Below are 21,225 nucleotides of genomic sequence, written 5' to 3' on the forward strand. Positions count from 1 at the left end.
GTGCGGAGGCTTGCATCCGTGCTGCTAGCTAGCCAAGATCAAGGCAAAGAGGCACGACCCGATGGCTACAGCATCGACTACGTGCGGTCTATAGCTATGTGTGGAGTGGGAACACCATGAAAGCCTGGACGCTGCTCAAAGATAAGCTTGTTCTAAAGCGAAAAGAGGACGAGGCATTCTATGCTGCAGCCCTCAATGAATTTAGCACTGGACAAATTCGTCCGGGCCTTATGGCCAAAGCAATGGCAAAGTGCAAAGGAAATGAAAGCGAGGCTAGGGCCGAATATATTAATCTCCTAACTCAGGCCATAAGAGACGACCATTATCTACATACTCGGTCCCAAGAGGAGAAGGAACGTGCTGCTAAGCTTTTACAGGAAAAGAAAACGGGCTCCTGGGTAGAAGACAAAGAGCCACAAAAAAAGCAGCCAAATCCACAGAAGCGTTGGAGGTGGGACGAAATCCTTTCCTACTCAATAGTCGCTGTTATGATTGTTCTCTTTGCTGCATATAAGTCTGGGCTTTCGATAGATCCTCGACATTATCTGTCAAAGTATCAACAAGCCAACCCTACACCCACGCCGCAATTACCGCAGAAGACGAGCTATCAGGTCTTATTGGAAAGATATGAGGCTCGGTATCCTCAAATAAATCCTAACTCGCCCTATTACAACGATGCCACTACGCAAAGAATAGCGGCAAGAATTACTGCCCTCAAGAACTCTGGATACTCGCCAGAGCAGGCTCTAGGCATTTCGATTGAAGAGGCCTTCAAAGCCTCTGCGACCCCTAACCCCCTTCAACCCCCTGCCTGAAGGCAAAACTCTCCCTTGAGCTAGAGAGTTAGCGTCCAGGCTGGGGCCTATGCATAATTGGGTATTAAAAGAGCTTCACTCTCCTGCAATCGGCAGTCCTCAAGATTTAAGTCCTCGGACCTTGGCGTTTCACTTCTCAAAAAGTCTTACAGATATCGCCACAACTTTGTTTGTCATTTTAATCTATGCCACCACGACATAAATACACGTTTTAAGGTAACGGATTCCACTCACCTGAACAACAATCTAATACTCCCTATTATTAGAACCAAAGCCAACCTCCAAATCTCGCTGCCTATGTAAGCCCACGGTAGCAGCACCCCACCCATAACCCCCGCGACACTTTTCCCACCTTGGTTATGAGTTTACGAACTATCTCGGATTAACCTCCTATCTATTCAATTTGCCACAAATAAAATCGTTGTCAAATTGGGAATATCTTTAAAGGGTGTCGGGACTAAGTCCTGACCAAGAAGCAAGACGAAGTCGTTAACTCGAAGAGTTATGCTATCTTGAAAATCAAACGCAAATAACAAACAAGCCAACTTGACAATGACGATATTCATGTTATTTGTATATCTACAATAAGGAGACATACATGAATACACCAATTGAAAAAGAGCGTTTTAAAGAGTCATTCCTAGAGCTCGAAAAAGTTGCATACACCCACACCAATCAAGGATATAGAGCAAGGAACTTTCTTTTGTGCTTTCACAACAACAGAAAGGTCGATATTTTTGGCTTTGTAAGTCTCGACCGCAAACTCCAAAGATGTGCAATGTATCTTTTGGAGTCCCACATATCCTCACCGCACTGCGTAGGAGATGCCTTCAAGGACAAACTAGATGAATTATCAAAATTTGAGGACTTGTGAGCAGATTAAAAAACTGGTTTGTACGCAGCGAACGAATAAAAGACAGGCACGGCGGCCTTATCCAATACCTTAAGTATTTGACTGCTAACGAACATCCAAACCACAAGGGAAGAACAACCATAAAGCCGCTTTATGGTGATGTGGACGCAGTGATTCAAGGCTGCTCAAGCGAAGCCATTCAACTTGACCTAAAGAACAGCCAAAGCAAGGGCGGCAGGCCAGTTAACTCCTATGCCCAATCCTTCACATTCGTGCTTCCAGGAACCGTCAAACAGCCTACCACTGAGCAATGGAGGCTAGTATTCAAAGACGTTGCTATTACCTTGGCACAAAAGCTCGGCATACCCGCCGACAGCCTAAAGGGTAAAGCATTCGCAAACATACACGACCAGAACAACCCCCATTTAAACCTGGTTGTCTCTCGTGTAATAAACGGTAAATACCAAAGAAAACTAGACCAAAAGGCCACTATAAACACTCTTAAAAAATCATTTACAGCAGCAACGCTAAAGCACTGCGGGCTTAACATAGACACCTATATGCCCGAACAAAGCAACCTAGGGAAGCGTCAGTCTAATTGGCAACGCCAACAAGAGGAATCGCAAAAGCAGTTAAAGGCAGCTACTGATGCAGCTAAGAAACTGGAGGAAGAGATCGAACGAGCAAAGCTACTGGGGAAATATACGGCGATGCTCAATAATCAAATTCAAAAATGGATGCTAGCAGTTCAAGAGAATGATACAGAGCAAGAAAATAGGCAGGCAAACAGAATAGACAAATCCATCACAAGCCTAAACGAGTTAAATGTAGACCCTGGCACAGCTGAGTTAATCGAAGCACTAGTGTCTTCAGTAGAGAAAAAAGCTGGCCGCCCAATAACCGTCAAACGTAAGCATAAACCTTGGCCTAACCCTTAAATTTCAACCTTTAAGGGCACTATATCAAGCCCTGCCTCCTGATACTTTCTGGCCTTCTCTTCATCTGTCAGGCCGTTCCAAGCATATATTTCCGCAAGATCTCTCTCTCGCTGCTCACCTTCAGCCTTGGGTGCTAGATTGGCGAATATGCCATCATTGTGGAACTCACGAACAACCCCGCTTTTGAAAGTGACGCTGGCGTAGCGTGAAGGGAAGTCAATGGAGATTGAAGCTATGATTTCCCGCAGGTGAGCGTTAATTTTGTCCCGTAGTTGCGGCTCCATCTGACTTTGACTGATTAACTCGCGAGAGTTTCTCAGTGTCTCCTTGTGTTTCTCTATGTCTTGACTTCGCAAGGAGGCAAGCTGCTGGTGTTTCTCCCTTACCCGCTGCCTCGAACTATTTACGTCTTGCTCCAAGCTAATAAGCAGACTATTCAGCGTCGCTGAAACCGTTTCGCTCTCATACACTTGACGAACGAGAACCTCTATTTTTCTCTCCTGCTTTGCCAGACTTACCTCAATAGAGGAAATCTCGGACATAACGGTTTCGATTTCACTATTTGCAGCACTAAAAATTTCGTCCAGATTCAAGCGACCAGCGTACTGAAAAAACATCGCCTCAAACTCATCGTAACGCCAAGCTCTATTGCCTGGGGAAACACAATGGCCATAGAGCGAGTTATAGCATTTTAGATACCGATATTCTTTGTATCCATTATGGTGCTTCTGATGCTTGATGGAGCCTCCGCATTCGTTGCATCTCAGAAGCTTCAAGAATAGGTTTGGCATATCTGCCCGCCTTCCGCCCCCGCCGACTTTCCTAGATTGAGTTTTGACCTGAACCTCATCAAATAGGGCGGGTTCTATTACGAAGGGGAAAACCCCTGTTATTGGGGGCTCGTTGGAAGGGACATACTCCAGCCTTTTCCGCCCTTCTTTCCGAACTGAAACCCTAGGCTGATACTCCCCTATTAATGCTCGGTTATGAACAAGTCTCTTAACAATATCAAACGTCCAGGCTCGCCCGGAATTATCCAGCCTAGGAATGTTGTTCTCATTCAGGTGCTTGGCAATTTTCATAAACCCGTAATTTCGTCTGGAGCACAACTCAAAGATAAGCTTGACGACAACGGCCTTGCCTTCATCAACTCGGATATCTCTGCCATCAACCGTCAGCCAGAGCGGGACGGTTTTGGTGAACTCCGCCCTTGCGGATGCCGGATCTTCGGCATCCCTTAATCGTTGTTTCTTTAATAGCCAGTTATCTATCCCTTTATTACTCTTGTCTCTACTTTCAGCGTGTGCAACTTCAAAGCGTAAAACCGCCTTGAGGTAATCCATTGAGGTTAAACTTTCAGCCGTAAAAACCTGCTTTTCTTCAAGCACGGCGATATTTACGCCATTAGCAAGTATTTCGTTAAATAGGCTTATTGACTTGATAAGGGGAAGCCGGGACAACCTATTGAAGTGTTCAATAATCAGCACCGAGCCCTTCTCAACCTTCCCCTGCTTTACTTTCTCCAAGAAGAGGTGAAGTGCCCCTCCTTTTTCAAGGTGCTGACCGGCATATCCCGACTTACCCAAGTCCTCGAGGTTTAGCCGCTTATCCACCTCAAGATGAGGGTTCTCAGCGAGGTAAGCCTGGATAGCCTTGGTCTGCCTCAGCAGGCTATTGCCGTCCTTTTGAACGTCGGAGGAAAAGCGGATGTAGGGGTAGGCATAAGGCATCGCCTGTGCTCCTAGGCTTGTATGCTTCTAATTATGCCACTATTGACCACCTGCCGCGGGTAGACGCTGGCGCCGTCGATGGAGCCGAAGAACAGCGCCTCGAAGCAGATAACCCGGTGCTTGGCATCGAGAAACAGGCAGCCGAAGACCTCGTGCGGCTCATGGCGCAGGCGCGCCTTGAGGTAGTCGCGCACCGCCTGCGGGCTCTCCAGCGCCGAGTCGCGGCGTAGCCGCTCGGCCAGGTGGCGGCGCCCCATCTCCAGCACCGCCTGCAGCTGGGCGAACTTGGCGGGGCCCAGGCCCAGGCGCTGGCTGAAGGAAGGCAGATCGGCCTCGAGCAACGCGCGCAGGCTGCCGAAATCGGCGAGCAGATGACGCGCCAGGTCCACCGCGCTCTGCCCCGCCACCCCGGTGCGCAGGAAGATCGCCAGCAGCTCGGCGTCGCTCAACGCCGCCGCCCCCAGCTCCAGCAATTTCTCCCGCGGCCGCTCCGCCGCAGGCCAGTCGCGAATGCTCATCCAACCTCCTTGTCGAAAACCCTGCCGGCAACCCTTGCCAGCCCCGTGCAGCCCGCTGTTCCGGCGCAGGCCCTGTGCTATCTTAGCCCGGTTTTTTCGCACGCCGACCGATCTGGGGAGGGAGGTCGCCGTGCTGCTATCCACACCACATTATTAAAGGCAGGCCTATGCAGCGGCTGTATCGGAAACGCATCGTCCTGGGCGTCGGCGGCGGCATCGCCGCCTACAAGAGCGCGGAGCTGGTCCGCCGCCTGCGCGACCAGGGTGCCGAAGTGCGCGTGGTGATGACCCGCGGTGGCCGCGAGTTCATCACTCCGCTGACCCTGCAGGCCCTCTCCGGCCACCCGGTGCACCTCGACCTGCTCGACCCGGCCGCCGAGGCCGCCATGGGTCATATCGAGCTGGCCAAGTGGGCCGACCTGGTGCTGATCGCCCCCGCCACCGCCGACATCATGGCGCGCCTGACCCAAGGCGTGGCCGACGACCTGCTGAGCACCCTGGTGCTGGCCACCGATGCCCAGGTCGCCCTGGCGCCGGCGATGAACCAGGCCATGTGGCGCGACGCCGCCACCCAGGTCAATGCCCAGGCGCTGCAGACGCGCGGCTACCACCTGTTCGGCCCGGCCGCCGGCAGCCAGGCCTGCGGCGATGTCGGCCTCGGCCGCATGCTCGAAGCGGATGAGCTGGCCCAGCGCGCCGCCGACTGCTTCCAGCGCCAGGCGCTGACCGGCAAGCACGTGCTGATCACCGCCGGCCCAACCCAGGAAAACATCGACCCGGTGCGCTACATCACCAACCACAGCTCCGGCAAGATGGGCTTCGCCCTGGCCGAAGCCGCCGTGGAAGCTGGTGCCAAGGTGACCCTGGTGACTGGCCCGGTGCACCTGCCGACGCCCGACCGGGTCAACCGCATCGACGTGGTCAGCGCCCGCGACATGCTGGCCGCCTGCGAGGCCGCCATGCCCTGCGACCTGCTGATCGCCTCCGCCGCCGTGGCCGACTACCGCCCGGAAGTGGTGGCCACGCAGAAGATGAAGAAGGACCCCAACAGTGGTGACGGCCTGCTCCTGCAGCTGGTGCGCAACCCGGACATCCTCGCCACCATCGCCGGCCGTGAAGATCGCCCCTTCAGCGTGGGCTTCGCCGCAGAAACCGAGAACCTTCTCGACTATGCTGCGCGCAAGCTGAAGGACAAGAACCTCGACCTGATCGTCGCCAACGATGTGGCCAACCCGACCATCGGCTTCAACAGCGAAGAGAACGCCATCACCGTGATCGACCGCGAGCTGCAGGCGAGCGCCTTCGCCCAGACCAGCAAGAGCAAGATCGCCCGCCAGCTGGTGGCCTTCATCGCCGAGCGCCTCAACCGCGCCTGATTCATTCGTCTACGGAACCCGCCATGCACGCTCTGCAAGCCAAGATTCTCGACCCGCGCCTGGGCAGTGACTTCCCCCTGCCACAGTACGCCACCCCCGGTTCCGCCGGCCTCGACCTGCGCGCCATGCTCAAAGAAGACACCGTGCTCGAGCCGGGCCAGACCCTGCTGATCCCCACCGGGCTGTCCGTATACATCGGCGACCCCGGCCTGGCCGCGCTGATCCTGCCGCGCTCGGGACTCGGCCATAAGCACGGCATCGTGCTCGGCAACCTGGTCGGCCTGATCGACTCGGACTACCAGGGCGAGCTGATGGTGTCGTGCTGGAACCGCGGCCAGACGCCATTCACCATCGCCATCGGCGAGCGCATCGCCCAACTGGTGCTGGTACCGGTGGTGCAGGCGCACTTCGAGCTGGTCGAAGAGTTCGACGCCAGCCAGCGCGGCGCCGGCGGCTTCGGCCACTCCGGCAGCCACTGAGTTCGTCCATTCGGGAAGAATCGCCAGGGAGACGTTGCGTGAAATTCAAACGTGCAGCCAAGGATAACGACTCGCTCATCGCCGCCGCGCCGGCCAAGGCCAGCCCCAAGGGTGGCAATGACCAGAAAGCCCTGATGCCGGGCGCCATCGCCGCCCTCGGCGGGCTGATTCTGGCTGGCGCCCTGATCGGCTATAGCGTCAGCAACAGCGGCAATCAGCAGCAACAGCAGCTGATCGAGGCCTGGGGTAGCAGCCAGGCCGGTGCTCTGCAGCAGGCCCAGCGCCAGCTGCAGGCCGATGTCCAGGCTGCGGCCCAGGACCCGGCACTGCTGGTCGCCCTGCAGAGCGGCGACCGCGGCCTGATCGGTACCGCCGAACGCGGCCTGCAGCACTGGCAGGGAGTGGTCGACGCCCACATCAACCTGCCGGCCCGCGCCGCGCTAGACGTCGGCCGCAGCGGGCCGATGAACTTCGCCGCGCTGGACATGCTGCGACGCCTGGAAAACGGCCAGCAGCCACCGATCGAGGCCTACAAGATCGGCGAGCGCTGGCTGGCCTATAGCGCCGCGCCACTGCGCGCGCCGGGCAGCGACCAGCTGCAGGGCACCCTGCTGCTGGTGGTCGACCTCGGCCGCCTGCTCAACGCCCTGCCCGCCTTGCCGGCGGAGGCCGGGCAGGTCCAGCTCAGCCAGCAGTTCGGCAACACCGGCGCACAGCTCCTGCTGCAGCGCGGCACGGCTGGCGAGGCCGCGGCAAAGCGCTTCGACACCGGCAACCCGAACTGGCTGCTCGACTTCACCCCCGGCCCAGGCATGGGCGGCGGCCCGCTGCCACCGGCGATCCTGGCCATCGCCGCCCTGTTGGCCCTGGCCGGCGCCCTGCTCGGCCTGATGCTGACCCGCAATCACCTGCTCGGCCGCCTGCGCGGCGACGTTCAGCAACTCGCTGGCATGTTGCAGGAGCTTTCCAGCGGTAAGTCGGTCAAAGCCTTCAGCTTGCAGTTCGCTGCCCTCGACGGGCTGGCGCAGAGCCTGGCGCGCCTGCCGCGCCCCAAACAAGAAGCCTCTCGCAACGAGGCCGGCAGTCCCCAAGCAACTGCCCAAGCGGCAGCGGCCAAGCCCGCCCAACTGGCGGACCCGCTGTTCCAGGCTACCGATATCCTCGATATCGACATTCTCGACGAAGACCAGGACCTCCTGGGATTGGAGCAACCATTCATGGATAGCGCCGTGCAACAGAACGTACAGACCCCACCCAAGCTTCCCGCCACCATTTTCCGCGCCTACGACATCCGTGGCGTGGTCGGTGACACCCTGACCCCGGAAGCCGCCTACTGGATCGGCCGCGCCATCGGCTCGGAGAGCCTGGCCAAGGGCGAGCCCAACGTGGCCGTCGGCCGTGACGGCCGCCTGTCCGGCCCGCAACTGGTTCAACAACTGATCCAGGGCCTGCTGGACTGCGGTTGCAACGTCACCGATGTCGGCATGGTGCCGACCCCGGTGCTGTACTTCGCCACCAACGTGCTGGAAGGCAAGTCCGGCGTGATGCTAACCGGCAGCCACAACCCGCCGGACTACAACGGCTTCAAGATCGTCATCGCCGGCGACACCCAGGCCAACGAGCAGATCCAGGCACTGAAGACCCGCATCGACAACAACGACCTGGCCAGCGGTGTTGGCAGCGTCGAGCAGATCGACATCCTCGATCGCTACTTCAAGCAGATCCGCGACGACATCGCCATGGCCAAGCCGATCAAGGTAGTGGTCGACTGCGGCAACGGCGTGGCCGGAGTGATCGCACCCAAGCTGATCGAGGCCCTGGGCTGCAGCGTGATCCCGCTGTTCTGCGAGGTAGACGGCAACTTCCCCAACCACCACCCGGACCCGGGCAAGCCGGAGAACCTGGAAGACCTGATCGCCCGCGTGAAAGCCGAGGGCGCCGATCTGGGCCTGGCCTTCGACGGCGACGGCGACCGCGTCGGCGTGGTGACCAACACCGGCACCATCGTCTACCCGGACCGCCTGATGATGCTGTTCGCCAAGGACGTGGTATCGCGCAACCCCGGCGCCGACATCATCTATGACGTCAAGTGCACCCGCCGCCTGGGCGCGCTGATCAGCGGCTACGGTGGTCGCCCGGTGATGTGGAAGACCGGCCACTCGCTGATCAAGAAGAAGATGAAGGAAACCGGCGCCCTGCTGGCCGGCGAGATGAGCGGCCACGTGTTCTTCAAGGAGCGCTGGTTCGGCTTCGACGACGGCATCTACAGCGCCGCGCGCCTACTGGAGATCCTCAGCCAGGATCGCCGTGACGCCGAGCACGTGTTCTCCGCCTTCCCGCTGGACATCTCCACGCCGGAGATCAACGTCACCGTCACCGACGAGAGCAAGTTCCGCCTGATCGACCGCCTGCAGCGCGACGGCGTGTGGGGCGAGGCCAACCTGACCACCCTCGACGGCGTACGCGTCGACTATCCGAAGGGCTGGGGCCTGGTGCGCGCCTCCAACACCACTCCGGTGCTGGTGCTGCGCTTCGAGGCGGAGACCGAAGAAGAGCTCACGCGCATCAAGGAAGTGTTCCGCGCCCAGCTGTACAACGTCGCCCCAGACCTCAATCTGCCGTTCTGATCTGCTTCGGAGTCCGTTCCACCATGACCCTCAATCGTGATGCCGCCACCAATGTCGCCAAGGTCCTGTCCGAAGCGCTGCCCTATATCCGTCGCTTCGTCGGCAAGACCCTGGTGATCAAGTACGGCGGCAACGCCATGGAGAGCGACGAGCTCAAGGAAGGCTTCGCCCGCGACATCGTGCTGATGAAGGCGGTCGGCATCAATCCGGTGGTGGTGCATGGTGGCGGCCCGCAGATCGGCGATCTGCTCAAGCGCCTGTCGATCGAGAGCCACTTCATCGACGGTATGCGCGTCACCGACGCGCAGACCATGGACGTGGTGGAGATGGTCCTCGGCGGCCAGGTCAACAAGGACATCGTCAACCTGATCAACCGCCACGGCGGCAGCGCCATCGGCCTGACCGGCAAGGACGCGGAGCTGATTCGCGCGAAGAAGCTCACCGTGACCCGCCAGACGCCGGAGATGACCCAGCCTGAGATCATCGACATCGGCCATGTCGGCGAAGTGGTCGGAGTCAACACCGACCTGCTGAGCATGCTGGTCAAGGGCGACTTCATCCCGGTGATCGCGCCGATCGGCGTCGGCGCCAACGGCGAGTCCTACAACATCAACGCCGACCTGGTGGCCGGCAAGGTGGCCGAAGCGCTGAAGGCGGAGAAGCTGATGCTGCTGACCAACATCGCCGGCCTGATGGACAAGCAGGGCGAAGTGCTGACCGGTCTGACCACCGAGCAGGTCGACAGCCTGATCGCCGACGGCACCATCTATGGCGGCATGCTGCCGAAGATTCGTTGCGCTCTGGAAGCGGTACAAGGTGGCGTGACCAGCGCGCACATCATCGATGGGCGCGTACCGAACGCGGTACTGCTGGAGATCTTCACCGACAGCGGCGTCGGCACCCTGATCACCAACCGCAAGCGCCATCACTGATGGCGCCGCGCGGCGGGATCACTCGCCGCGCAGTTCGATCAAGCGCTCACGATCTGCCGCAAACGAGGCCTTCGCATCGAGACGGCCCTGCTGATAGCGCTGGATATCCTTCTCGATACCCGCCTGCTCGGCCTTGAGGTTGTCGATCTGCACCAGCAGATGCTCAGGCACCTGGCGACCGACCCGCTCGAAGTCGGCTGCCTGCCCCTGGAGATTGGCCTGCTGGGTGCGCAGCGAGTGCAGATTGCTCTGTGCCACGCTGATCACTCCGTCCAGCTCCGCCAATTTACGATCACGAGCCCGGTCCACATCGGACGGCTCGGAATAGATGCGCAGGAGCTGGGCGTCGGATTTGGCCCGCGCCTTCTCCTGAACTAGCCGCTGACGCTCCTCAAGACTGGGAGCCGGCGCAACGGTGCGAAGCACTCGCCCGTCGACATCGAGCACCTCGTAGCCATTGGCAATGAACTCCGGAGGCACGCCCTGCCGGCTCAGCACCACCCGACCCTGATTGTCCTTGTAGCGATAGGACTCCGCGCCTTCATCCTGCGCGCCAGCCGCGGAAGCCAGCAGGGGTATTGCGGCGAATATCAGAACCAAGAGCTGTGCCGATCGGAGCATGGAGCTTTCCTTGTTCGAGTTCAGATGCCGTACTGCGCGCGGTAGGCCTCCACCGCCGGCAGGTGTTTCTTCAGCTCAGCATCACCAGCCAGATAATCCAGTACCTGCTCCAGGGAAACAATACTGACCACCGGCATGCCGTAGTCGCGCTCCACTTCCTGGATCGCCGACAGCTCGCCCTTGCCGCGCTCCTGGCGGTTCAGCGCGATCAGCACACCGGCTGCCTGGGCGCCTTGGGCCTGGATGATCTGCATGACTTCGCGGATCGCGGTACCAGCGGTGATCACGTCGTCGACGATCATCACCCGCCCGGCCAGAGGCGCACCGACCAGGGTGCCGCCCTCGCCATGGTCCTTGGCTTCCTTGCGGTTAAAGCACCAGGGCAGGTCGCGCTCGTGCTGCTCGGCCAGAGCCACGGCAGTGGCAGCAGCCAGAGGAATGCCCTTGTAGGCCGGACCGAACAGCACGTCGAAGTCGATACCTGCATCCATCAGCGCAGACGCATAGAAGCGCCCGAGCTTGGCCAGGGCCAGGCCGCTGCTGAACAAACCGGCATTGAAGAAGTAGGGGCTGGTGCGCCCGGACTTGAGGGTGAACTCACCGAAACGCAGCACGCCGCGTTCGATGGCAAAACGGATGAATTCGCGTTGATACGCCTGCATGCAAAGCTCCGTAGGCACGGATTTAGCTATGAATTTAGCTAATGGGAATGAGCTCGGGTATCATACACGCAGGTGTTTTTGGGGGCCATTTATGCGGATCATCAGTGTGAACGTGAATGGTATTCAGGCCGCAGTCGAGCGAGGTTTGCTCAGCTGGCTGCAGGCCCAGAATGCCGACGTGATCTGCCTGCAGGATACAAGAGTCTCCTCCTTCGAACTGGACGATCCGGCCTATCAGCTGGATGGCTACTTTCTCTATGCGGCCGATGCCGAAGTGCCCGCTCAAGGTGGCGTGGCGCTCTACTCGCGCCTGCAACCCAAGGCGGTGATCCACGGCCTCGGTTTCGAGATGGCTGACCGTTACGGACGTTACCTGCAAGCCGATTTCGACAAGGTGAGCATCGCCACCCTGCTGCTGCCGTCCGGCCTGGGCGGCGACGAGAGCCTGAACCACAAGTTCAAGTTCATCGACGACTTTACTGGCTACCTGGACAAACAGCGCCGCAAGCGTCGCGAGTACATCTACTGCGGCTCGCTCTACGTGGCGCACCAGAAGCTGGACGTGAAGAACTGGCGCGACAGCCAGCAGCTACCGGGTTTCCTGGCGCCTGAGCGTGCCTGGATGGATGAGGTGATCGGCAACATGGGCTATGTCGATGCCCTGCGCGAAGTAAGCCGCGAAGGCGACCAGTACAGCTGGTGGCCGGATAGCGAGCAGGCCGAGCTCCTCAACCTCGGCTGGCGCTTCGACTACCAGTTGCTGACGCCGGGCATGCGCCGCATCGTGCGCAACGCCAAGCTGCCACGCCAGCCGCGCTTCTCCCAGCACGCGCCGCTGATCGTCGACTACGACTGGCTGCTCAGCGTCTAAGCAGCCAGCCTGCCGCTCGTGGTCAGGCGCGCAACGCGCCCCAGGCCTTGCCCACCACGCTTACCAGCGCCAGCACCAGAGCGCCGACCAGCACGCCGAACAGGGCGTCGATCAGGGTCGGCGCCAGCACGGCCAGCACCCCGCCGACGGCAGGCAGCGCCGCGATCGGCTCGATCCAGTGATGGATCAGCTCGTGAGCGCCAGGGATGCCATGGGTCAGGATGCCGCCACCAACCATGAACATGGCCGCGGTCCCTACCACCGACAGCACCTTCATCAGCCAGGGCGCCAGCCACAGGATGCCGCGCCCCAGGCTCTGCGCCGCCGCACTGGCGCGCTGACTCAGGTACAGACCGGCGTCATCCAGCTTGACGATGCCGGCGACTAGGCCATAAACCCCCACCGTCATCAGCAGGGCGATACCGGACAGCACGATGACCTGCTGCAGGAAGGCCTGCTCGGCCACTACACCCAGGGTGATGGCGATGATCTCGGCGGAGAGGATGAAGTCGGTGCGCACCGCACCCTTGATCTTGTCCTTCTCGAAGGCCTGCATGTCCACCGCCGGATCGGCTAGCGCCTGCACATGCTCGGCATGGTGCTGCTGATCTTCCTCCTTGCTGTGCAGATACTTGTGCGCCAGCTTCTCGAAGCCCTCGAAGCACAGGAAAGCACCGCCGAGCATCAGCAGCGGCGTGACCAGCCAGGGCGCAAACGCACTGATCAGCAGCGCCGCCGGCACCAGGATCAGCTTGTTGATGAACGAGCCCTTGGCCACCGCCCAGACCACCGGCAGCTCGCGCTCGGCCTTGACCCCGGTGACCTGCTGCGCGTTCAGCGCCAGGTCGTCGCCCAATACACCAGCGGTCTTCTTCGCCGCCACCTTGGTCATCACCGAGACGTCGTCCAGCACACTGGCGATGTCGTCGAGCAGGGTTAACAGACTGGCTCCGGCCACTTCAGGCTTCCTTGTTCCTTAGGTTGCAGAAAAAGGCCCCGCATGCGGGGCCCGAGATTATTTGATCAGCCGCCAACACAGCGGGTAGCGATAGCTGCGCCCCTCGTTGGCCTTGATGCCGCCGATGATGGTGAGGATCAGCGCGGCCAGGCCGAGAAGCGGCAGCAGCAGGAAACCGATCACCACCACCGCGAGCAGGATGCACACCAGTGCGGCGATGGAAACGGTGATATGGAAGTTCAGCGCTTCCTTGCCCTGGTCGTCGACGAAGGGATCGAGGTCACGCTTGAGCTGCCAGATGATCAGCGGCCCGAGCAGATTGCCGAAGGGAATCAGCAGGCCGGCGAAGGCCGCGAAGTGACAGAACATCGCCCATTGGCGGGCTTCCGAACTCGGGGTGGGATTGACGCTCTGCTCTTCCATGGGGCTCTCCGCGACGGGTTGGGATCAGTCGGCCAGGCTCGCGCGTTGCAGCTCGAACAGCTCGCGCATGCCCTGTTGGGCCAGCGCCAGCATGGCATTGAGCTCTTCCGGCTGGAAGGGGGCGCCTTCGGCAGTGCCCTGCACCTCGATGAAACCACCGCTGTCGGTCATCACCACGTTGAGGTCGGTCTCCGCGGCGGAGTCTTCCAGGTAGTCCAGGTCCAGCACCGGCTCGCCCTGGTAGATGCCGACCGAGACGGCAGCGACCATCTGCTTGAGCGGTTCGCCCTTCAGCGAGCCACGCTTCTTCAGCACCTTCAGCGCGTCGGCCAGGGCCACCATGGCACCGGTGATGGAAGCGGTACGGGTGCCGCCGTCGGCCTGGATTACATCGCAGTCGATGTAGATGGTGTTCTCGCCCAGCTTGCTCATGTCCAGCGCGGCGCGCAGCGAGCGGCCGATCAGGCGCTGGATCTCCAGGGTGCGACCACCCTGCTTGCCCTTGCTCGCCTCACGCTGGTTACGGTCGCCAGTGGCGCGCGGCAGCATGCCGTACTCGGCGGTCAGCCAGCCCTGGCCCTGGCCCTTGAGGAAGCGCGGCACGCCAGATTCGATGCTGGCGGTGCAGATGACCTTGGTGTCGCCGAACTCGACCAGCACCGAACCCTCGGCGTGCTTGGTGTAGTTGCGGGTGATGCGCACGGAACGCAACTGGGTGGAAGCACGGCCGCTGGGACGTTTCATCTGCTGGTACCTGTAGGAAAGCGGAAATCTCGGGCGCGGCAACGCCCGACCTGCCGGCATTATAGGGCCGCTGCCGACGGCACGACACGCCAGATTGGGCCGACGGTCGCTCTGCGCTACAATCTCGCGCCTCATTCAACTTCCACGAGGTTCTCCCCATGGTGCACAGCATGACCGCCTTCGCCCGCGTCGAGGGCGCCGAGGCCAACGGCACCCTGAGCTGGGAACTGCGCTCGGTCAACCACCGTTATCTGGAACCGCACCTGCGCCTGCCGGAAGCCTTCCGCGACCTCGAAGGCGCCGTGCGCGAAGCCCTGCGCCAGGGTCTGTCGCGCGGCAAGGTGGAATGCACCCTGCGCTTCGCCGAGGAGAATGCCGGCAAGAGCCTGCAAGTGGACGAGAACCGCGCACGCCAGCTGGTCGCCGCCGCCGAGCAGGTCGCTGCACTGATTCAGCAGCCGGCTCCGTTGAATCCGCTGGAAGTGCTGGCCTGGCCCGGCGTGCTGGTGGCCGACGCTGCCGATCCGCAGGCTCTCAATGCTGCCGCGCTCAAGCTGTTCGAGCAGGCCCTTGGCGAACTGAAGAACGGCCGCGCCCGCGAAGGCGCCGAGCTGGCCAAGCTGCTCAACGAGCGCCTGGACAACATCCTCGAAGAAGTCGCCGCCCTGCGCGTACTGATCCCGGAGATGCTCGCCAATCAGCGGCAGAAGATCGAGACACGCTTCGCCGAGATGAAGGCCGAGCTGGACCCGCAACGCCTGGAGCAGGAGCTGGTGCTGCTGGCCCAGAAGAGCGATGTCGCCGAGGAACTGGATCGCCTGAGCACCCACGTCACCGAGGTACGCCGCGTGCTCAAGGCCGGCGGTGCCGCTGGCCGTCGCCTGGACTTCCTCATGCAGGAACTCAACCGCGAAGCCAACACCCTCGGCTCCAAGGCCTTCGACCCGCGCAGCACTCAATCCGCCGTGACCCTGAAGGTCCTGATCGAGCAGATGCGCGAGCAGGTCCAGAACATCGAATAAGCCGCTAGGCTTGATCCAAAGCGCTACCAGGACAGACAGATGACCGCCACCACCGGCACCCTCTATATCGTTTCCGCCCCTTCCGGCGCCGGCAAGACCAGCCTGGTCAAGGCCCTGCTCGACGGCGAGCCACGCATCCGCGTTTCCGTCTCGCACACCACCCGTGCCATGCGCCCGGGCGAGCAGGATGGGGTCAACTACCACTTCGTCGACCATGGCGCCTTCGCCGCGATGATCGAACGCGGCGAGTTCATCGAGCATGCCCAGGTCTTCGACAACTTCTACGGCACCTCGCAGAAGTGGCTGGAGCAAACCCTGGCCGAGGGCTTCGACCTGATCCTCGAGATCGACTGGCAAGGCGCCCAGCAGGTACGCAAGCTGATGCCGCAGGCCAAATCGATCTTCATCCTGCCGCCGACCCAGGAGGCCCTGCGTCATCGCCTGACCAACCGCGGCCAGGACAGCGCCGAGATCATCGAGCGGCGCATGCGCGATGCAGTCAGCGAAATGAGCCACTATGTCGAGTACGACTACCTGGTGATCAACGACGATTTCGACCATGCACTGAGCGATCTGCAGGCTATCTTCCGTTCCAACCAGCTGCTCAGCGGCACGCAGAGCCAGCGCCATGCCGGCCTGCTCGGCGAGTTGTTGGGATAAGCGGGCACCGAAAGGCCTTCCCTAATTGCTGGTGATTTTTTAGACTATTCAGTCCGCTCGCCCATCCGGGCCCAGCCTTATTTGCTATTTGCCACGAGGAACACCATGGCCCGCGTTACCGTTGAAGACTGCCTGGACAACGTCGATAACCGCTTCGAGCTGGTCATGCTCGCCACCAAGCGTTCCCGTCAACTGGCCACCGGCGGCAAAGAGCCGAAAGTCGCCTGGGAAAACGACAAGCCGACCGTAGTGGCCCTGCGCGAAATCGCTGCTGGCCTGGTTGATGCCGAGTTCGTCGCCCAGGAAGACCTCGTCGAGGAAGAGCCGCTGTTCGCCGCTGCCTTCGAGGAAGAGGCCAACGAGCCTCTGTAGCCTATGCCTGGTCGAAGTCACGCGGCACCGGGTCTATACCAAGCGCGGCAGGGGGCAATCCCATGCCGAGCATAGACACCCTCGCCGACCGACTATCGACTTACTTGGCCGCGGATCAGGTCAACCTGGTCCGCCGCGCCTACTTCTACGCCGAGCAGGCACACGACGGGCAACGCCGCCGCAGCGGTGAGGCCTACGTTACCCACCCGCTCGCCGTCGCCAACATCCTCGCCGACATGCACATGGACCATCAGAGCCTGATGGCCGCGATGCTGCACGACGTGATCGAGGACACCGGCATCGCCAAGGAAGCCCTCCACGCGCAGTTCGGCGAGACCGTGGCGGAGCTGGTGGACGGGGTCAGCAAGCTGACCCAGATGGACTTCCAGACCAAGGCCGAGGCGCAGGCCGAGAACTTCCAGAAGATGGCCATGGCCATGGCCCGCGATATTCGCGTGATCCTGGTCAAGCTGGCCGACCGCCTGCACAACATGCGCACCCTGGAAGTGCTGTCCGGCGAGAAGCGCCGGCGCATCGCCAAGGAAACCCTGGAAATCTACGCACCCATCGCCAACCGGCTGGGCATGCACAGCATGCGCGTGGAGTTCGAGGACCTCGGCTTCAAGGCCATGCACCCGATGCGTTCCGAGCGCATCCGCACCGCGGTCAAGCGTGCCCGCGGCAACCGCAAGGAAATCGTCGCCAAGATCGAGGAATCGATCACCGCCTGCCTCGAGCGCGAGGGCATGCACGGCGAGGTGATCGGCCGCGAGAAGCACCTCTACAGCATCTACCAGAAGATGCGTGGCAAGCGCCGAGCGTTCAACGAGATCATGGACGTCTACGCCTTCCGCATCATCGTCGACAAGGTCGACACCTGCTACCGCGCCCTCGGCGTGGTGCACAACCTGTACAAACCCTTGCCGGGCCGCTTCAAGGACTACATCGCGATTCCCAAGGCCAACGGCTACCAGTCGCTGCACACCACCCTGTTCGGCATGCACGGCGTGCCCATCGAGATCCAGATCCGCACCCGCGAGATGGAAGAGATGGCCAACAACGGCATCGCCGCCCACTGGCTATACAAGGCCGACGGCGACGAAGCGCCCAAGGGCAACCATGCCCGCGCCCGCCAGTGGGTCAAGGGTGTGCTGGAGATGCAGCAGCGCGCCGGCAACTCGCTGGAGTTCATCGAGAGCGTGAAGATCGACCTGTTCCCCGACGAGGTCTACGTCTTCACCCCGAAGGGCAAGATCATGGAGCTGCCGAAAGGCTCCACCGCGGTCGACTTCGCCTACGCCGTGCACACCGACGTCGGCAACAGCTGCATCGCCTGCCGCATCAACCGCCGCCTGGCGCCGCTGTCGCAGGCCCTGGAGAGCGGTTCGACGGTGGAGATCGTCACCGCTCCCGGCGCGCGACCGAATCCGGCCTGGCTCAACTTCGTGGTCACCGGCAAGGCGCGCACGCACATCCGCCACGCGCTCAAGCTGCAGCGCCGCTCCGAATCCATCAGCCTGGGCGAGCGCCTGCTGAACAAGACCCTCACCGGCTTCGACAGCCACCTGGAGAAGATCACCCCCGAGCGCATCCAGGCCGTGCTGGGCGAGTACCGCCTGGAAGTGTTCGAGGACCTGCTGGAAGACATCGGCCTGGGCAACCGCATGGCCTACGTGGTCGCCCGCCGCCTGCTCGCCGAGACCGGCGAAGCCGCGCCGAACACCGATGGCCCGCTGGCCATCCGCGGCACCGAAGGCCTGGTGATGAGCTACGCCAAGTGCTGCACGCCGATCCCGGGCGACCCCATTGTCGGCTACCTGTCGGCCGGCAAGGGCATGGTGGTGCACCTGGAGAACTGCAAGAACATCGCCGACATCCGCCACAACCCGGAGAAATGCATCCAGCTCAACTGGGCCAAGGATGTCGCCGGCGAATTCAACGTCGAACTGCGCGTCGAACTGGAACACCAGCGCGGCCTGATCGCCCTGCTGGCCAGCAGCGTCAACGCCGCCGACGGCAACATCGAGAAGATCAGCATGGACGAGCGCGACGGCCGCATCAGCGTGGTCCAGCTGGTCGTCAGCGTGCATGACCGCGTGCACCTGGCCCGCGTGATCAAGAAGCTGCGCGCCCTCGCCGGCGTCATCCGCATCACCCGCATGCGCGCCTGACGCGCGGCCGCCACAGAACAACAAATCCCTGGAATCGGAGTTCCCATGAGCAAGACCGTCATCACCTCGCCCAACGCCCCGGCCGCCATCGGCACCTACTCCCAGGCGATCAAGGCGGGCAACACCGTGTACCTGTCCGGGCAGATCCCGCTGGACCCGAAGAGCATGGAACTGGTGCAGGGCTTCGAGGAACAGACCGTCCAGGTGTTCGAAAACCTCAAGGCCGTGATCGAGGCCGCCGGCGGCTCGTTCAAGGACGTGGTCAAGCTGAACATCTTCCTCACCGACCTGTCCCACTTCGCCAAGGTCAACGAAGTCATGGGCCGCTACTTCGAGCAGCCCTACCCGGCCCGCGCCGCCATCGGCGTAGCCGCCCTGCCGCGCGGCGCGCAGGTGGAAATGGACGGCATCCTGGTTCTCGACTGAACCCCATGCGCCACCTTCTGCCGCTCGCCCTGAGCGCCGGGCTGCTGGCCGGCTGCGCCGGTCCGCAAAGTCCGGACGGCACCTGGATCAACCAGCCGATCATCGATGCCGCGCGCACCGGCATTCCGCTGCGCGAGGCCCTGCTGGCCCACGGCCCGAACCTGGAATGGCGCCTGGACAGCCAGCGCGGCCAAGCCGCCTACAGCAACGGTTTCGAGGCTCCCGAGGGGCGCCTGAGCACGACTGCGGACGGCTTGCTGCAGGTGGACTACCAGGGCGATTACCAGGAGCAGCTGCAGCTGCAGGGCGACGAACTGGTGCAACAGGCCAGCGCCTACGGCCCCGAGCAGCACTTCAGCCGCCCGCAGCAGCAGGCCGAGGCCGGCGCGCCGCTCGGCAGCAGCTTCGAGTGGGCGCTGTACCAGGCCTACCTGGGCGGCGAGTGGAAGATTCTTGAGGGTGTCGGCGAGGGCGGCCTGGTGCTGTTCCACCCGGACGGTCGCCTGGAAGGCCTGCCCGGCGCCGAGCGCTATGCGCTGTGCCTGGCTGGCGACTGCGCCTCCATGGCCGGCGAGAATGACAGCCTGTGGCTGCAGCTCGGCAACCAGGGCGCGCCCTGGCTGTTCGAGCGCGACGGCGATCAGTTGCGCATCGTCGAGGCGCTCAACCAGTCCACCGCCGATGAGGTGCCCAGCTACCGCCCCGGTCGCCAGGCCTGGCTGCTGGAAAGGGACTGAACGACATGCGCCCGATCCTGCTCTGCCTCCTGCTGGCGAGCCTGACTGCCCAGGCCGAACAGCGCCATTACGACGACAGCGGCCGCTATCTGGGGCGTACCGACGACGACGGGCGCAGCTACGATGACAGCGGGCGCTACACCGGCCGCACCGATGCGGACGGCCGCCACTACGATGCATCCGGCCATTACACGGGACGCCTTGACGCCGATGGTCGTAGCTATGACGACAGCGGCCGCTATACCGGCCGCCAGGATCCGGATGGCCGCCACTACGACGACTCCGGACACTATCAGGGGCGCGAAGACCCGGACGGGCGCCGCTACGACGATAGCGGGCACTACACCGGACGCAGCGACTAGTCGGCTGCCAGCACCACCGCATAGCCCTCGCGATAGCTGGGGTATTGCGGCGCCCAACCCAGGGCCCGCGCCCGCGCATTGCTGCAACGCTTGCTGCCAGCACGCCGCACGCTGTTCTCCTCGGCCCACTGGGTCACCCCCATCTGCTCGCGCAGCCAGCCGACCACCTCGTGCAGCGGCGCCGGCTCGTCGTCCACGCCCAGGTAACAGTCAGCCAGCTCGGCGCCCTCGGCGTCGGCCTGCAGCAGGAAGGCCAGCAGGCCGGCGGCATCCTCGGCATGGATGCGGTTGGCGTACAGCGGCGGCTCGCTGGCCACCCGGTAGCCCTGGCGCACCTGATTGAGCAGCCACTGGCGACCGGGGCCGTAGATGCCGGTCAGGCGCACCAGGCTGGCCGGCACACCGCTGGCCAGCGCCAGTTGCTCGGCCTCGAGCATCACCTTGCCGCTGTAGCCCTCGGCCTCGGCTGGCGCGGTCTCGTCGATCCATTCGCCATCCTGCTGGGCGTAGACACCACTGCTGGAGACGAACAGCAGGCGCTTGGGCCGCTGACCACGCTCGCCCAGCCAGGCCAGCACATGGCGCAGGCCATCGACGTAGGCGCTGCGGTAACCGGCCTCGTCATGCTGGCTAGCTGCCGCACAGTACACCAGGTAGTCCAGCTCCCCCGCGGGCCAGGCCGCCGGGCACACCGGCTGCTGCAGGTCGCCGGCCACCGGGTGGATCCCCGCCGGCAACTGCGCGACATCACGCCGCAGGCCATACAGGGTCCAGCCGCAGGGCTGCAGACGCAGGGCCAGGCGGCTGCCGACATCACCGCAGCCAGCAATCATCAGGGTCTTGGACATGGAGAAGGTCTACCTCGCAGGAAAGGACGGTGGTTACAGAAAAACCGGGGCGGGTGGAATAGTTACATTATTGCTTTCAC

Annotated in this window: 22 protein-coding genes and 1 pseudogene; 15 read left to right on the plus strand and 8 right to left on the minus strand. The window is 61.8% G+C overall.

Features of this window, described 5'->3' with window-relative positions; all coding sequences use genetic code 11:
* The first annotated feature begins 116 nt into the window (after positions 1–116).
* From PTT45_RS06325 to PTT45_RS06335, 3 genes are all read left to right on the plus strand, one after another.
* Complete coding sequence (locus tag PTT45_RS06325) at positions 117–815, plus strand: hypothetical protein (RefSeq protein ID WP_273812159.1); 699 nt, start codon at positions 117–119, stop codon at positions 813–815.
* A 598-nt stretch (positions 816–1,413) separates the two neighbouring features.
* The gene (locus PTT45_RS06330) at positions 1,414–1,689 is read left to right on the plus strand and encodes a hypothetical protein (RefSeq protein ID WP_273812160.1); all 276 of its coding nucleotides are present in this window, start codon (positions 1,414–1,416) and stop codon (positions 1,687–1,689) included.
* Positions 1,686–2,606 carry a hypothetical protein gene (locus PTT45_RS06335; RefSeq protein WP_273812161.1) on the plus strand — a complete coding sequence of 307 codons (921 nt, stop codon included), beginning with the start codon at positions 1,686–1,688 and terminating at the stop codon, positions 2,604–2,606. Before PTT45_RS06330 ends, PTT45_RS06335 begins: the two co-directional genes overlap by 4 nt.
* On the opposite strand, the gene PTT45_RS06340 is transcribed toward PTT45_RS06335, so the two are convergent.
* Positions 2,603–4,336, minus strand: a complete 1,734-nt coding sequence (locus PTT45_RS06340) for a recombinase family protein (protein WP_273812162.1) — start codon at positions 4,334–4,336, stop codon at positions 2,603–2,605. The two genes, PTT45_RS06335 and PTT45_RS06340, sit on opposite strands and share 4 nt — an antisense overlap.
* Before the next feature lie 14 nt (positions 4,337–4,350).
* Positions 4,351–4,854, minus strand: a pseudogene (locus PTT45_RS06345) (JAB domain-containing protein); the annotation flags it as partial.
* Between the two features lie 167 nt (positions 4,855–5,021).
* On the opposite strand from PTT45_RS06345, the gene coaBC reads away from it, so the two are divergent.
* From coaBC to argB, 4 genes are all read left to right on the plus strand, one after another.
* Complete coding sequence (gene coaBC, locus PTT45_RS06350) at positions 5,022–6,230, plus strand: bifunctional phosphopantothenoylcysteine decarboxylase/phosphopantothenate--cysteine ligase CoaBC (protein WP_273812164.1); 1,209 nt, start codon at positions 5,022–5,024, stop codon at positions 6,228–6,230.
* Positions 6,231–6,253: 23 nt separating this feature from the next.
* Positions 6,254–6,709 (plus strand): dUTP diphosphatase, encoded by a 456-nt coding sequence (gene dut / locus PTT45_RS06355; protein ID WP_273812165.1) that lies wholly within the window; start codon positions 6,254–6,256, stop codon positions 6,707–6,709.
* 1,217 nt (positions 6,710–7,926) lie between these two features.
* The gene (gene algC / locus PTT45_RS06360) at positions 7,927–9,336 is read left to right on the plus strand and encodes a phosphomannomutase/phosphoglucomutase (protein WP_273812275.1); all 1,410 of its coding nucleotides are present in this window, start codon (positions 7,927–7,929) and stop codon (positions 9,334–9,336) included.
* 23 nt (positions 9,337–9,359) lie between these two features.
* Entirely contained in the window at positions 9,360–10,268 is a 909-nt protein-coding gene (gene argB / locus PTT45_RS06365; protein ID WP_273812166.1) for an acetylglutamate kinase, read from the plus strand.
* Between the two features lie 18 nt (positions 10,269–10,286).
* Here the strand turns inward: argB and PTT45_RS06370 are convergent, their stop codons facing one another.
* Both PTT45_RS06370 and pyrE read right to left on the minus strand, forming a co-directional pair.
* Positions 10,287–10,889, minus strand: coding sequence for a DUF4124 domain-containing protein (locus PTT45_RS06370; protein WP_273812167.1), 603 nt, complete (start codon positions 10,887–10,889; stop codon positions 10,287–10,289).
* A gap of 20 nt (positions 10,890–10,909) precedes the next feature.
* Complete coding sequence (pyrE, locus tag PTT45_RS06375) at positions 10,910–11,551, minus strand: orotate phosphoribosyltransferase (protein WP_273812168.1); 642 nt, start codon at positions 11,549–11,551, stop codon at positions 10,910–10,912.
* A 91-nt stretch (positions 11,552–11,642) separates the two neighbouring features.
* Between pyrE and PTT45_RS06380 the strand changes: the two genes are divergently transcribed.
* A complete protein-coding gene (locus PTT45_RS06380; protein ID WP_273812169.1) occupies positions 11,643–12,422 on the plus strand; it encodes an exodeoxyribonuclease III in 780 nt (259 codons plus the stop codon).
* Positions 12,423–12,444: 22 nt separating this feature from the next.
* On the opposite strand, the gene PTT45_RS06385 is transcribed toward PTT45_RS06380, so the two are convergent.
* The 3 genes from PTT45_RS06385 to rph are packed head-to-tail and all read right to left on the minus strand — an operon-like array spanning position 12,445 to position 14,547.
* A complete protein-coding gene (locus tag PTT45_RS06385) occupies positions 12,445–13,380 on the minus strand; it encodes a DUF808 domain-containing protein (RefSeq protein ID WP_273812171.1) in 936 nt (311 codons plus the stop codon).
* 57 nt (positions 13,381–13,437) lie between these two features.
* Entirely contained in the window at positions 13,438–13,803 is a 366-nt protein-coding gene (locus PTT45_RS06390; RefSeq protein WP_043307658.1) for a DUF4870 domain-containing protein, read from the minus strand.
* Positions 13,804–13,827: 24 nt separating this feature from the next.
* Positions 13,828–14,547 (minus strand): ribonuclease PH, encoded by a 720-nt coding sequence (gene rph / locus PTT45_RS06395; RefSeq protein ID WP_273812173.1) that lies wholly within the window; start codon positions 14,545–14,547, stop codon positions 13,828–13,830.
* Positions 14,548–14,705: 158 nt separating this feature from the next.
* Between rph and PTT45_RS06400 the strand changes: the two genes are divergently transcribed.
* The 7 genes from PTT45_RS06400 (at position 14,706) to PTT45_RS06430 (ending at position 20,297) form a co-directional block, all read left to right on the plus strand.
* Positions 14,706–15,569, plus strand: a complete 864-nt coding sequence (locus tag PTT45_RS06400) for a YicC/YloC family endoribonuclease (RefSeq protein WP_273812174.1) — start codon at positions 14,706–14,708, stop codon at positions 15,567–15,569.
* Positions 15,570–15,608: 39 nt separating this feature from the next.
* Positions 15,609–16,229: a guanylate kinase gene (gene gmk / locus PTT45_RS06405; RefSeq protein WP_273812175.1), complete on the plus strand. Its 621-nt coding sequence runs from the start codon at positions 15,609–15,611 to the stop codon at positions 16,227–16,229.
* Positions 16,230–16,334: 105 nt separating this feature from the next.
* Positions 16,335–16,601 carry a DNA-directed RNA polymerase subunit omega gene (gene rpoZ, locus PTT45_RS06410; protein ID WP_273812176.1) on the plus strand — a complete coding sequence of 89 codons (267 nt, stop codon included), beginning with the start codon at positions 16,335–16,337 and terminating at the stop codon, positions 16,599–16,601.
* A gap of 62 nt (positions 16,602–16,663) precedes the next feature.
* Positions 16,664–18,772, plus strand: a complete 2,109-nt coding sequence (gene spoT / locus PTT45_RS06415) for a bifunctional GTP diphosphokinase/guanosine-3',5'-bis pyrophosphate 3'-pyrophosphohydrolase (protein ID WP_273812177.1) — start codon at positions 16,664–16,666, stop codon at positions 18,770–18,772.
* 45 nt (positions 18,773–18,817) lie between these two features.
* Positions 18,818–19,198: a RidA family protein gene (locus PTT45_RS06420; RefSeq protein ID WP_043307666.1), complete on the plus strand. Its 381-nt coding sequence runs from the start codon at positions 18,818–18,820 to the stop codon at positions 19,196–19,198.
* Positions 19,199–19,203: 5 nt separating this feature from the next.
* Positions 19,204–19,935 carry a hypothetical protein gene (locus PTT45_RS06425; RefSeq protein ID WP_273812178.1) on the plus strand — a complete coding sequence of 244 codons (732 nt, stop codon included), beginning with the start codon at positions 19,204–19,206 and terminating at the stop codon, positions 19,933–19,935.
* A 5-nt stretch (positions 19,936–19,940) separates the two neighbouring features.
* Positions 19,941–20,297: a hypothetical protein gene (locus PTT45_RS06430; RefSeq protein ID WP_273812179.1), complete on the plus strand. Its 357-nt coding sequence runs from the start codon at positions 19,941–19,943 to the stop codon at positions 20,295–20,297.
* Here the strand turns inward: PTT45_RS06430 and PTT45_RS06435 are convergent.
* Positions 20,294–21,145 carry an SDR family oxidoreductase gene (locus PTT45_RS06435; RefSeq protein WP_273812180.1) on the minus strand — a complete coding sequence of 284 codons (852 nt, stop codon included), beginning with the start codon at positions 21,143–21,145 and terminating at the stop codon, positions 20,294–20,296. The genes PTT45_RS06430 and PTT45_RS06435 overlap by 4 nt on opposite strands.
* Between the last annotated feature and the right edge of the window lie 80 nt (positions 21,146–21,225).

Source organism: Pseudomonas sp. Gutcm_11s, from assembly GCF_028649395.1.
Classification (GTDB): Bacteria; Pseudomonadota; Gammaproteobacteria; order Pseudomonadales; family Pseudomonadaceae; genus Aquipseudomonas.